The organism is Pseudomonas sp. R9.37 (assembly GCF_963878885.1).
Classification (GTDB): Bacteria; Pseudomonadota; Gammaproteobacteria; order Pseudomonadales; family Pseudomonadaceae; genus Aquipseudomonas.
In genome coordinates, this window is the sequence record NZ_CAWNZA010000032.1 from 175,522 (window position 1) to 188,650 (window position 13,129).

The window sequence follows — 13,129 nt, forward strand, 5'->3', positions numbered from 1 at the left end:
CAATCCTCCATCAGGGGTGATCAAACAAGGCCAGGGAAAGGCGTTCGGAATCGTCCAGATACAGGCTCATCGCCTCCTGTGCAGCCGCTTTGTTGCCGCCCGCCAGCAACGCGTAGATCTCCTGGTCACGCTCCAGCCAGGGCGACTGGAAACGCTGCTCATCGGGTGCCGCGCAAAACACCAGGCGCAATTGAGCAATCACCTGGGCGAAAAACTCATCAAACAGCGGGCTGCGCATCAACCCGACAATCCGTTGGTGGAACGCCAGGCTGTGAGTCGCCACCGCGCGCCAGTCTTCACGCTCCCTGGCCAGGGAGGTGGCTTCGATTGCGTTTTGCATGTGCTCGGACTGAGCATCCGTCAGCACCCCGCTCTGGGCGATAGCCTGCAATTCGAGGGTTCGACGTACAACGAACAGGTCACGCACTTCATCTCGTTCCAGTCGCCGCACCATCACGCCTTTGTTGCGCACATAACGGGTAAGCCCTTCCTGCCCCAAACGGTGCAAGGCCTCGCGAATGGTATTGCGCGATGCGTTATAAATTTTGACCAGATCCACCTCGACCAGCGCCATGCCGGGCAACAGCCGCCCGCCAATGATGTCGGCACGCAGTTCGCGTGCAATCTGATCGGCCAGAGACAAGCTGAGCGTCATCACCACCTCACGATTGTTGAACAATCCCTGAACCAGATGTAATCACTTTTCATGCCAGTACCGCTGAACGATGTGTAGATGGGTAAAAAAGCTTAACTCCGTTAACATGCCCGCTCGTCCACGAGGCCGTCCCATGCGTTATTCAGCAGACCATAAAGCCCAGACCCATCAACGCATCATCAAGGAAGCCTCAGTGCGCTTTCGCCGCGACGGCATCAGCGCGACCGGCCTGCAACCCCTGATGAAGGCACTCGATCTGACGCACGGTGGCTTTTACGCGCATTTCAAGTCCAAGGATGATCTGGTGGAAAAGGCCCTGCAGGCTGCGGCTGCAGAACTGGACGCGCATTGCGAAACACTGTTCAGCCAGGCACGGCCGCTGGATGCATTCATAGACAACTACCTGTCTGAATGGCACCAGACCTCTCCCGCTGAAGGTTGCCCGCTACCGACCATGTCTTCGGAATTGGGCCTGAGGGGGCAGCAGAGCCCGACCACAGACGCTGTGCTTGAAGCGCGATTAAGGCAGGTTGAATCAACGTTGGATCACGCGAATGCCAACGAACGAAGCCTGGTACTGATGTCGACGTTGGTAGGGGCATTGGTGCTGGCCAGGAGCGTAGAGAGCCAAGCGTTGGCGACGCGGATCATGAAAGTTGTGCGCGAGAACTTGAAAGCTCAAATCTCAGACAGAGAAAAGGCCGGTCAATGACCGGCCTTTTGAGCAAGGTTTACAGCCTTAATTAATGGCCAACCTGTCGCGGTTCTTCTCCAACAATGCCTTACCGATACCTTTGACTTCCAGCAACTCGTCTACCGCAGTGAAAGGCCCATTGCTGTCGCGATAGGCGACAATCGCCTTGGCCTTGGCGGCGCCAATGCCGAACAGATCGCGGCGCAGGACTTCGGCGTCGGCCGTGTTCAGATTGACCTTGGTCGTTTCTTCAACTTTGGCCATCTGGGCGACGATAGGCGTTGGGGCTTCGGGTTTGGCGGATGGGGCTGCGGTGGTGGCGACGGAGACACTCGCGAGGAAGGCAAAGATCAGGGAAGAGATATAGGTGTTTTGCATAGGTGACGCTCCATGACATCGGTAGAAGAAAAGCAGCTTTCCGAAGCTGCCTTTCTAACTTAGGTGATGTTTGGAGAGAGTCAAAAGTGAGTCGGTTACAGCGTGTGTTTTTCTATTCGGGCAGAGTGACTCACCCGTAAAGTTGTAACTTTTAAACTCATGGCTCAAGCCGACGCTGCTGATATATCCAGTCAACAATTTCCCCATCCGGCGTATAACCACTGACGGTGTCGCGCAACAACTGGCGAACCCGGCCGAAATCGTCTTGATCGACTGCGGCCAGTAACTCAGAAAGCTTGACCTTCAACACTTCCCACGGCAAGTAGTCCTCGTTAGCGCTCATGATCATCGGATGTTGCGTTGCAACAACATTGTCTCCGATAAGCAACTCTTCGTATAACTTCTCGCCCGGCCGCAAACCGGAAAACTCAATGGCAATATCGCCGTGAGGATTTTTGTCGGACCGCACACTCAGCCCTGACAGATGGATCATTTTTTCAGCCAGTTCGACGATCTTGACCGGCTCACCCATATCCAGCACGAACACGTCTCCGCCCAGCCCCATGGAACCCGCTTGGATGACCAACTGAGCCGCTTCAGGAATGGTCATGAAGTAGCGGGTAATCTTCGGGTGCGTGACCGTCAGCGGTCCGCCAGACTTTATCTGCTTGTGAAACAGCGGGATCACCGAACCGGAGGAGCCTAATACATTGCCAAATCGAACCATCGTAAAACGGGTTTTATTCACCCGCGACACGTTGGACTTGTCCCCAAACAGCACGGGGGCAGGCTCGCGGCTCAACGCCTGCAACGTCAACTCGGCAAGTCGCTTGGTGCTGCCCATCACGTTTGTTGGGCGCACTGCCTTGTCGGTGGAAATCAAAACAAAATTCGATGCGCCCGCTTGAACCGCCGCCTGCGCCGCGTTCAGCGTGCCGATAACATTGTTGAGCACACCCTCTGCGATGTTGTGCTCAACAATGGGTACATGCTTATAGGCGGCCGCGTGGTAAACGGTATCCACCCGCCAGGCCTTCATGACATCCAGCAGTTTTGACGGGTCCCTTACTGAACCCAGAATGGGTAGCAGCTTTACCGGTAGCGATTTACGAGTAATACGCTGTTCCAACTCTGAAAGAATACTGTAGAGATTGAACTCGCTGTGCTCAAACAAGAGCAAGGTTTTAGGCTTAAGCTCCAGAATTTGCCGACAGAGCTCTGAACCGATCGAGCCACCCGCACCCGTGACAAGGACACTCTGCCCCTTGATGCAATGCTCAAGCAAATCGCCTTGCGCAGGCACCGAATCACGACCCAGTAAGTCCGCAATATCGACCTCTTGAATATCGTCAACCTTGACCCTTCCACTGGCCAGGTCCATAAACCCCGGGACGCTACGAACGTGGAGCGGAAAACCTTCGAGAAAACCGAGAATCTCCCGGCGCCGACCGCGATTGGAGGACGGGATTGCCAAGAGAATTTCTTGTGCGCCCGTGGCGTCGATCATCCTCTGGATATGCTTGGGCTTATAGACTTGGAGGCCCGAGATGACACGGTCCGAAATAGACGCGTCATCGTCAATGAACGCAACCGGGCGCATCACTCGCCCCATACGAAGCGCTGCCACCAGTTGATTCCCCGCTGCGCCGGCACCATAGATTGCGACGCGTGAAAGACCGTCGTCCCGGCTGGTAAACGGGACATGTTGGGCAGCGGCAAACCAATCGCCTAAAAAGTACTGACGCATGGTCAAACGCAAGCCACCGACCATGATCAGGCTCAACCACCAATAGTTGAAAATGATCGACCGGGGCACCACGTTCTGATGATTGCTATACCAATAAACAACAACACCCAGGATTAAAGAAGAAAGACTGACGGCCTTGATGATTGCGACCAACGCATCATTGCCAAAATAACGCATGACAGCGCGGTACATACCGAAGCGAATGAACAGAGGTATCGCAACCACCGGCGCCGCCAGAAACAACCATAAGTGCATTTTGACCGGGTTGACCATCTCGTCGATTCCGAGACGGACTAAAAACGCCATCCACAGCGCCAAAAATACGAGTATGACGTCTGCCAATACCTGAATCAGTCGTTTTTGATGACGAGGCAATTTTAATAGCCACGTACGCAACCGGTTTATCATGACTCACCTATCGCCTATGCGTCAGATCAAAAATTTTTTGTTGATCGCGTTCCAACGCAGAACAAAAAACATACTTTGCATAATCAACCTGAATCGGCCAATCAAACACTTGGTACGGTATTAATGTGAAACACCATCACGTTTAATGACCTTCAAAGCTGTTAAAAACAAGATTTTAAGGTCGAAAAGAACGCTCATGTTTTTCGCGTAAAAAGCATCATAGCCAACCTTAACCGGGATGGGCAACTCATCACGGCCGTTGACCTGCGCCCACCCCGTGAGACCTGGACGGATGAGGTGTACGCCTTGCTCGGTACGCAGCTCAATCAGATCGGCCTGATTAAAAAGCGCGGGCCTTGGTCCTACAAAACTCATATCACCTGCAATGATACTCCACAGCTGGGGCAACTCATCAAGGCTGGACTTTCTAAGAAAGTTGCCAATCGGCGTCAAGTATTTAGACGGATCGAGCAGCAAATGCGTGGCGACAGCAGGCGTACCAATTCGCATTGAGCGAAACTTTGGCATCCTGAACAATACGTTGTTCACCCCTACGCGGTCAGACCAATACAGTGCAGGCCCCTTTGACGTCAATTTAACTGCCACCGTAACAAGCAAGATCGGGATCAAGAGTATGAGCAAGGCAAAGAGGCTCAGTACCAGATCAAAAAAACGCTTCATGTTTTCACCAACCTTTCAATTCACAACCGTTTAGACGAATACTTAGCAAACTTTTCCGAATATTTGGCGATTGAAAGGGACAACCAGGACGCCAGCGCTTTTTTGCGCAGAATACAAGGGTGTTCTATCAAATGCCACGACAGGACAGCCGGAACCAGTGCAACGGGAAGCGCCACAAGAATCATTTCAACGGGCGATATTCCTTTCCACGTGTGCGCAAGGATCTCCTGAGTAGGAAAAGCATATATGTACAAACCGTAAGAGTAATCCCCGAGCTTATTGTATTGGCGTGCGAACCACTGGGTGTTGAAGGCCACGAAAAAGACGGAATAACTCCATGCGATCACGAACACTTCTACGAACAAGGGAGACCTGTAGGAACACAGCGCGGCCAACCAGCCAAGGGTTAACATCCAGACGCTCAGCCGAACCTTGGTTCGGTAGGCATAAAATACCATCCCGATGACAAATGCGAAGCTCCACTGCACCCACGTGCGAAGCTGGAAACCTGCAATCAGGTACTCATTTTTTTGCAACAGGTTGAATACTGTATAAAAGACAAAATACAGCACAAAAAATATCGAAACCCGACGAGTATGAGTCAAACAACCGACAACACCGAGCGCAAACACCATTGCGTACAGCAGCACCTCGTAATACAACGTCCATAGCGAACCATTGATTCCGGGATAGGGATTATCCTGAAACAAGCCTGGCAACTGAAAGTGAATATCTTTCAGTTTCAAATTCCCTGTGATGTATTTATGTACTTCTTTAGAAGAAAAATAATCATGCAAACTAAAGTCAGTGAACAACGGACCAATTACCCAGGCGCTTAACACCAGTACAACCAACAGCGCAGGATACAACCTCAAAAATCTGGCCACGATAAAATCGATTTTGGTCTTGGACCGCTCATAACTCAGCGATATGAAAAATCCGGATATGCAAAAAAAAGTAAATACGCCTAAACCACCGAGTGTTATTCCAAGCTGAGCCATCAACGGCTCAACTTCGGTAGCGCCACGGGATAGCGGAAACGAGTGTGACACCAACACAAAAAATGCCGCAACCATCCGGATAAAATTAAAATTATTATCCCTGGACTTAAGCATCTCAGCCAAATTACCCATGCGATGGCCCATTCTGCTTTTTTTGATAATGCCGAGCCGTGATTGCAAAAGCCTCGTCAATAGTGACTGGAGGTGTCCAGTTTAAGCATTCCCGCGTGTCTGTGATATCGACTTGAAGCGAACCGCACAACCGCTGCAAAAAATCTTTCTTGCCGATTATCGCTGCTGCAACATTCAATAACGCGTAAGGAAAAGCAAACACATAGGATGGCTTGTTCATCGCCATGGCGAGCTTTTTCAGAATCTGTCCAATAGACAGATCGTCACCATCGCTTACCAGGAACACGCGGTTCGAAGCGGCAGGATGTTTGATGCACACGCAAATCAGATCGACCAAATTATCAATGAAGACAAGGCTTCTTCGGTTATCAATCGTGCGAAAAGGAAGTGGCAGCTTCCTGTCAACGACAGAGAGCATTCGTTCAAAGTTGGCTTTCACGCCTGGCCCATACACCAGGACGGGCCGAATGATGACGACGTCCATTGAGGTATGACGCGCCAGCTCCAAGAGCGCTTGCTCTGCCTCCAGCTTGGACACTCCATAATCGTCGAGCGGCGCAGGGACATCATTTGGCGTAAACGCACGGCCAGCGCTGGTTTCTTCACCATTGACTTTAACCGAGCTTATATAAATGAATCTCTGAACGCCGGCGTCAGCGGCTTGCCGAGCCAGGTTGAGCGTAGCGTTCACATTAACTTCCCGAAACGCCTGCAATGGATTGCTATGGGTTTCGTTCATGATGTGCGCTCGACCGGCAGAGTGAATGACCACGTCCACACCCGACAGTGGCGCTGTCCAGTCGATGCCCCCTGTCAGCGAATCAATAATAAAATCCTGCACGCCAGGGAGCGGCGAAGGGACCGTCTTGCGGGTTACATTCACCACTTGATACTGAGCCTTAACCAACGCATCCAGCACTGAGCGCCCTACAAATCCCGTTCCGCCCGTAAGAAGTACAGTGGGCGCACCTGGAGCGTAACTAACGCTAATTTCATCCAGCATTGTTAAGTCCTCTCAGATGAAAGAAGCGTTTTGAATAATTTGTCGTATTGAGAAGAGACGCCTTCCCAACGATAACGACGCACCGCAATCTCATGCATTTTTCCACCCAGCTCAGCGCGCTCGGTTTCATTGGCAAAAAGACGTGACGCGCAATCGACAAGTGCCTGGCTGGACGAAAAAAACTGTGCACCGTCCTCAGTAGACGCACGATTGAAAGATACGTCGAATGCAATCACAGGCAAACTCAGCCACATGGCCTCAACCAGGGACGGGTTGGTGCCACCCGCACTATGACCGTGAATGTAGACGGTCGCGTTACTGCGCAACGGGCTCAGTTCTTCACTTTTGTAGATAGGATCCAATAAGTGAAGATGCCCGACGCTCGCGTATTTATCCTGCAGGGCCACACCGTATTCGCTTTGTTTCCAGTTCCCCACAATCACCAACGGCAAACTACCCGTACTGAAGGCCTCGAGAATAATATGAATATTATTCTCCGGCTCGATCCTACAGACTGAGAACGCGTAAGGCTTACGAAGGAATGGATAATGCTCAAAGTCCGCCTCTCTCAGTGCACTGGTAGCCGCCTGATCGCCACCGTAGGCAATAAGAGTACTTTCACGTGAGTACTCATCGCGGACATAGTCCTGAAGCACTTTATTATCGGTAACAATAGCATCGGCGTATTTAACCGCCATGGCCTCTGAGAACTTCAGGAATTTCTTCGCCAGCATTGACCACTTAGCGCGTTTCCACTCGTAGCCGTCAATATTGACTACAATCTTTTTCTTGGTAAGCAGCTTTAAAAAAGGAAGCGCAATACAACCCGACACACCCAGCACCACCAAAATATCATTCTTTCGGTAGGCATGCAGCATACTGACAATATCATAAGGAATACTTTGCACGCCGTTAGCTTTTAACGGAAGGTAAATCAAGTCGGCATTGCGATACTTTGCAGGCCGAGTTGGATATGACCGTGCGCTGCAATAGACCGAGATCCCATATTCTCGGTCAAGGTAAGTGACCAATTGCTCCGATAACGTTTCCCACCCACCATACTGGGCTGGGAGACCGACCGTGCCGATCACTGCTATTTTAAACCCCATTAAACACCTCAATCACATCACTTTCAAAGTTATCAACTGAGAAACTAAGTGACTTCACTCTTGCAGCCTCAGACAAGCGAAAGCACACCTCAGGATTTTTATGGAGAAACGCCAGTTTGGCGGCGATGTCCTCCACACGGTTTGAATCAATGAGATAACCTTCCTTGTCCTCCGACACCAGTTCGACAGGTCCACCTACCGGAGGAACAATACAAGGTACACCAAACGAAAGCGCCTCGAGAATCGTCAAGCCAAACGTCTCCACCCACTCTTCCGGCTTCGAAAGGCTCAGTAAAACACTTGCCCTCTGATAATAAGGAATAACATCCTTGCACCGGGAAATAATGGTCAAGTTATCAGGCAACGTGACGGACGAAAAAAAATCATCCACCTCAGAATCACTGGCACCGAGCACCAAATTAAATTCGATATCCTGTTGACCGCTTAACAGATCAGCAATACGTACGAATTCATTCACACCTTTGTAAGCTTTTAAGGAGCAGATCATCAGCACATTGAATTTATTACCCGACGCGTAAGGATATACGTGATTCGCACCACTACTGACCATATTCTGCGGAATCGAATTATAAATCACACGACTTTCTATGTTCGTAAAAGACTCAGCCTTGGCTAAAAAGTGCGAGACGAAAATATTTTCGCTGGAGCACCTTTCAACCATCCACCGCAGAAAGAGCTTTAGGGGTCTAGGGCGGATTGACGTTTCATGAATATGATAAATAACCTGGATGCCGAGCACTCTCCCTGCTAACGCCGCGCCGAAGGGAAGTAACGTATTGACATAGAAAATCGCAGAGGCGTGACGATAGCGTAATAATTTTATAAACAGAATCAGCTGCGAAAGACTATAGCTCAACAGCGTCAAATATTTATTTTCAAATCTCTTATAAAAATAGCGTTTTTGCACGCATGGCGCCGAAGAGAGAAAACCGCCTTCAGCGCCCCCTCCCACATATAATTCGGCCTCAAAGCCTTTCTTTGCCACTGCCTCAATAACCTGCAAAAGAACCTTAGGGCTCCCGCTGTAGTCATTCAACAAATGGAAAAATATAATTTTTTTCACTGCAAATCCTTTAGCTGCGTTCTTTTATGCGCTTTGCCGGAACGCCCGCGTATATGGAGTTGGCAGCGTATCGTCCCGCCTTCAAGACTGCTCCTGCGGCTACAACGCACCCGTCCTCAAGAACAACACCATCCAGAACAGTCACTTTAGCCCCTATCCAACAATTATTGCCGATGTGGATTCCTTCATTGTTAACGCCCTGAAGACGAATCGGTATTTCGGGGTCGGAAAAATTGTGATTCTCCGAATGAAACGAAACATAATTCCCGATGATTGTGTCACTCCCTATAGTAACGCCACCGGCGCAGCCTAAAAAACTACCGCTGCCAATGCCCACATCGTTACCCACCGAGAGCCCTTCGCCTAATTTAGTCAAACTACCCGTGCACTCGATTGTAACATTTTTCTTTAAGGAAACCCCCCGCCCGAAGACAATACCCTTGACCGCCAATGCGTCGACAAAGCATCCCTCATCAATAACCAAGCCTTTACCTGTAGTGATCATTGATCTGGCTTTTAGAGTAACGCCTTTTCCTACAAGAATAACTGACAACCTTCTAAATTTTAAAAACCCGTTTATCGCCATTACCACTTTTGACAAAACGAGATTCAACAGATAGGCATCAGAAATGCGCTTATCAATTGTGATGCCACGTTTTCTCACTTTTAAAGAAAGAAATTCAACTAATTCTATCAGCATTATTTTTTCCTTTAAACGACGTGTAATAGGAACGGAAAAATCCTGTGTTTTTATAGGAGAGGCTTTTTCTTAACGAGGACACGAGCAAATACGCCTCCATCAAGCCATGAAAGAGGTATCCCTTATGCTCGAAGATGACGCGTAAGCCCAAGATCATTTCCTGAAAGCGAAAAATGGCTCGTTCGGCGCTGTCCGATGTATGTTCGGAAAGGTCGTGCTGCAAACACGTGTCCAACACATAAAAATGAGGATAAAAAGATTCATACCTTACAAAGAATGCGGTATCCGTCGCATAAAACTTAAGACGTTCATCAAACAGCGGTAACATTTTCTCATAACAAAACTTATTGAAAATCACACCACTATTGATAGCTAGTTTATTACGCGATGAGTTTATGCCACTGTCAACGTCGTCGGATAATCGGCCGAAGAACCAGAAGCGAAGTCCCGGACTTACCAATTTTTCTCTTGAGTAAACTTTCGGCACCATGACGCCAAACAAATCAGCTGCCGAAGTGGCTTCGAATTCAAGCGCGCGGGAAATCGCCTCTACGTAATTCTGGCTTGAGTAATCCGTATCGTCATCCGAGATCATGAAATGCGTCGCTCCCCCTGCAAACGCCATGTCTGCAACGCGATTATAAATGTAAGCTAAACCGTCATTATTACCTTCAAGCCACGTCAAATTTTCAGCCGATAACGCCGGAGAGCATTCAGGCGTGTTATTCCATACAAAAAATTCAACGTCGATACCTTGCGCACAAAAAGGTGCGACATTACTCAATAACGTCGTGATGGCAGCAGATTCTCTATAATGCCTTTTATAAAGAACGATCAATATCGACATTTTAGCTTGCACGATATTTCGACTCATACATCACCACCACTGCAATCGACGCAAAAAGGTACAGTACTACACTATTCGTATATGACTGAAAGAAAAAGCTGCTCAGGAAAAACGGGTAACTGATTACCATATAATCAGCCACCCCCCTCATAAATACATTACCCCCAATACGCAGCTGTTGGGTAGCGATGACAATCCTGCTGTAGAAACAGATCAAACCGAGCATCAAAGCGACGCCCAGATAACCAGAGGACGCCAGCAGATTCAACCACAGTGAATCAAACCAATATAGTTGACCTGGTCCAATAGCACCGAAACCCAGACCCAGTGGCATTGTATTGAGTGATTCAAGCACCACCAACCACTGCCGAACCCGGTCAAGGGCAGAAAGATCTTCCGTATACCCCAGTGCAAGGTATAGAAAAATAGAGCCCGTCACGCAGATAAAATAACTATATCCGAGAAAGCCGATAAAAAAGCTTCGACGCAATAACTGTAACACTGCCAGGAAAAACACAGCTGAAACCATACCGATAGCTGCCGTCCTCACCGAACCATAAATAATCAGCGCAGTGGAAAAAAGGGCCACCAACAGATACAGGAAAAAGCGTCGGTCATAGGTCTTCTCCCTAAAGGCTTGCACAAGCAGACAACACGCAAAGAGCGTGGTGTTCAAATTAAAGGCCGCAAACTCAAGGGTGCCCGTAAAGAAACCCGACATTCTCGGATTTCCGTCTCTCATGGAATTATAAGTCTCCAATTCGAAACCTTTCTCGGACAATAGCGACCAATACCAGAATTGTTCCGGATCGCTGATTGTCAGGTATTGATAAATGGCATAACCGCCTGAGACAAACGTCATTACGACGAGTGTTGCAAATATAATACGCAACTTCGTTTCTAGCGCCAGGCCCAGGCACACCGCATTGATCATGAGGGCAAAGAGGATCGGCATAGCAAACGACCGGAACATCCGAAATGATGCTTCGGAAAGCTCGCCGCAGATACAATAAAATATTATAAAAAACAGAATAATCAACAGCTGTTCTTTATACCGCGCGGGAATTGTATAACGTGTTCCGATTTGGAAAAATGTGATTAACCCGGTCAGAAGCACATACGCCAGTACAAGCCCTTCGCGCCAGGCTCCAACGGCACTGGGAGCGTGGAGCGTTAAAATGACATAGTCCGAGAGTATGAGCATTATTAGAAGTAAGCGTAACGCTAATGCCCTCATGCTTTACCCGACCGGCTTTTTTTAGGGAGAAGCTCGCTGACTTTCAAACGCGCAAGTTTAAGGGCCACTTTGATTTTCTGCGTGGCGCTGAGCTCGAGAAACAGAACACGCATAAATTTTTTATCAAATTCGATTAATCTGGAAACGACCTCCGGCGGAATTGCCGAGGTTATTTTTCCCGGCTGCTCGTAGACGCTAATATCCCCCGTCCACGCCACGTGCTTCTCCATCTCATTGGCGCACATGATATCTTCGTAGAGACAATCCAGATACCGTGACTTAACTGCCTCATACCCATTAACGGCCAGCACTGACGCAATGACAGCTCTATCATTACCCCCCTGAAAAACACTGTCGATAAACCCCTCTACACTCTCACTCTTCAAATTATCGGCGGGTGAATAACCTTGTATAGGCGCGCGTAACCCGACACAACGGCGCCCATTGAAAAGTTGCTCCGCGAAGGCAGTCCCACCCGGCGTTGGATAACTGTCGACGTAAAAATCTGCACGTTCCAAGAGCGCCAGGTAGCTTTCGTATGGCAGCGAGGAAACCACTTTAAACCTGTTCCAGTATCGCAACTTTATTGGCCACCACCACGTATTGGTAAGCGGGTTGGCACCGACGATCCAGAAGGTGGAATGTTTAAACTCAGTCAGCACCTTGCGTATGGCAGGCCTAAGATCATAGCCTTTGACCGGTTTGAACTTGAAGGGCGACGCCGCACTGAAAAAATTTAACGTGCTATTTTTATTGGGTAGGCTGTGATGCTTTGGTACCAACTTACTTGTCAACGGAATCCCTAGAAAAGACTTACTGCTAGAGATCGTTTTTTTCAGGTCTCGACGACGGCCAAACGTGCTTAGTTCAAAGTAGACATCTGCCACCGAGCTGCCGTAAGTAAACACATGATCAGCATGATTTACAAAATAAATCTTCGCCGTGCTGACAGTCTTTAGAATCTTGCATGCGATGACAGAAACCATATCATCTGGGTGAATATGCATCACCACTCTTTTATACGGTTTGAGGCACTGAATAATCTCAGCAATTTTCTCGATGGGTGTGGAAGCACTGGTCAGGGTGCTTTCGGAAAAAAAACCTTGAGTTCGTTCGATCGCACTCTGGGCACTTTTACGCGTTATCAGCAGAGCAGGCTTTTCCGCATGCATTGTCGAAAGTTGCTCCATAAGCCGCGTGTGCCCGCCAATCAGATAGGGCTCCGAGATCAGATGAATACAATCCTTCAACGGCGAGTGAATTTCGTCCACTGACAGCCTACTCATGCATCGAGCAGTTAATATTTCTTCCAGTTCGGGGTCGTCATAAATACCTTTATCGGCCGCCCATAGTATCGCCCCATACACTTCCGCCAAATCGACGCTCTTGTTGACGTCTGTTTGCATTAGAATCAAATCGCGGATTGAAGATAGCAAGCGACTCATGGGCAACA

Annotated in this window: 13 protein-coding genes; 1 reads left to right on the top strand and 12 read right to left on the bottom strand. The window is 49.1% G+C overall.

The annotated features are described in order from the left end of the window. Positions 1 to 10: 10 nt before the first annotated feature. Entirely contained in the window at positions 11 to 655 is a 645-nt protein-coding gene (locus AACU78_RS16595) for a GntR family transcriptional regulator (protein ID WP_106577288.1), read from the bottom strand. A gap of 133 nt (positions 656 to 788) precedes the next feature. Here AACU78_RS16595 and AACU78_RS16600 point away from each other — a divergent pair, with 133 nt between their 5' ends. Then, entirely contained in the window at positions 789 to 1,367 is a 579-nt protein-coding gene (locus AACU78_RS16600) for a TetR/AcrR family transcriptional regulator (protein WP_106576855.1), read from the top strand. A gap of 27 nt (positions 1,368 to 1,394) precedes the next feature. On the opposite strand, the gene AACU78_RS16605 is transcribed toward AACU78_RS16600, so the two are convergent. The 11 genes from AACU78_RS16605 to AACU78_RS16655 all read right to left on the bottom strand — a co-directional run bounded on the left by AACU78_RS16605 (position 1,395) and on the right by AACU78_RS16655 (position 13,121). After that, positions 1,395 to 1,727 (bottom strand): ComEA family DNA-binding protein, encoded by a 333-nt coding sequence (locus tag AACU78_RS16605; RefSeq protein ID WP_106576856.1) that lies wholly within the window; start codon positions 1,725 to 1,727, stop codon positions 1,395 to 1,397. A gap of 157 nt (positions 1,728 to 1,884) precedes the next feature. Continuing rightward, the gene (locus AACU78_RS16610) at positions 1,885 to 3,882 is read right to left on the bottom strand and encodes a polysaccharide biosynthesis protein (RefSeq protein ID WP_164487916.1); all 1,998 of its coding nucleotides are present in this window, start codon (positions 3,880 to 3,882) and stop codon (positions 1,885 to 1,887) included. Positions 3,883 to 4,002: 120 nt separating this feature from the next. Continuing rightward, positions 4,003 to 4,563 carry a sugar transferase gene (locus AACU78_RS16615; protein WP_106576857.1) on the bottom strand — a complete coding sequence of 187 codons (561 nt, stop codon included), beginning with the start codon at positions 4,561 to 4,563 and terminating at the stop codon, positions 4,003 to 4,005. A gap of 20 nt (positions 4,564 to 4,583) precedes the next feature. Then, positions 4,584 to 5,708 carry an acyltransferase family protein gene (locus AACU78_RS16620; RefSeq protein ID WP_106576858.1) on the bottom strand — a complete coding sequence of 375 codons (1,125 nt, stop codon included), beginning with the start codon at positions 5,706 to 5,708 and terminating at the stop codon, positions 4,584 to 4,586. Continuing rightward, positions 5,689 to 6,699 (bottom strand): UDP-glucose 4-epimerase family protein, encoded by a 1,011-nt coding sequence (locus AACU78_RS16625; protein ID WP_106576859.1) that lies wholly within the window; start codon positions 6,697 to 6,699, stop codon positions 5,689 to 5,691. The genes AACU78_RS16620 and AACU78_RS16625 overlap by 20 nt, the downstream gene beginning before the upstream one ends. Before the next feature lie 2 nt (positions 6,700 to 6,701). Then, complete coding sequence (locus AACU78_RS16630) at positions 6,702 to 7,808, bottom strand: DUF1972 domain-containing protein (protein WP_106576860.1); 1,107 nt, start codon at positions 7,806 to 7,808, stop codon at positions 6,702 to 6,704. Beyond that, positions 7,798 to 8,892 (bottom strand): glycosyltransferase family 4 protein, encoded by a 1,095-nt coding sequence (locus tag AACU78_RS16635; RefSeq protein ID WP_106576861.1) that lies wholly within the window; start codon positions 8,890 to 8,892, stop codon positions 7,798 to 7,800. Before AACU78_RS16635 ends, AACU78_RS16630 begins: the two co-directional genes overlap by 11 nt. Positions 8,893 to 8,902: 10 nt before the next feature. Continuing rightward, positions 8,903 to 9,592, bottom strand: a complete 690-nt coding sequence (locus tag AACU78_RS16640) for an acyltransferase (RefSeq protein WP_106576862.1) — start codon at positions 9,590 to 9,592, stop codon at positions 8,903 to 8,905. Continuing rightward, on the bottom strand, positions 9,573 to 10,466 hold the full coding sequence (locus AACU78_RS16645; protein WP_146151418.1) for a hypothetical protein: 894 nt from the start codon (positions 10,464 to 10,466) through the stop codon (positions 9,573 to 9,575). Before AACU78_RS16645 ends, AACU78_RS16640 begins: the two co-directional genes overlap by 20 nt. Then, entirely contained in the window at positions 10,441 to 11,676 is a 1,236-nt protein-coding gene (locus AACU78_RS16650) for a hypothetical protein (RefSeq protein WP_146151419.1), read from the bottom strand. Before AACU78_RS16650 ends, AACU78_RS16645 begins: the two co-directional genes overlap by 26 nt. Continuing rightward, positions 11,673 to 13,121 (bottom strand): hypothetical protein, encoded by a 1,449-nt coding sequence (locus AACU78_RS16655; RefSeq protein WP_106576865.1) that lies wholly within the window; start codon positions 13,119 to 13,121, stop codon positions 11,673 to 11,675. The genes AACU78_RS16650 and AACU78_RS16655 overlap by 4 nt, the downstream gene beginning before the upstream one ends. Positions 13,122 to 13,129: the final 8 nt, after the last annotated feature.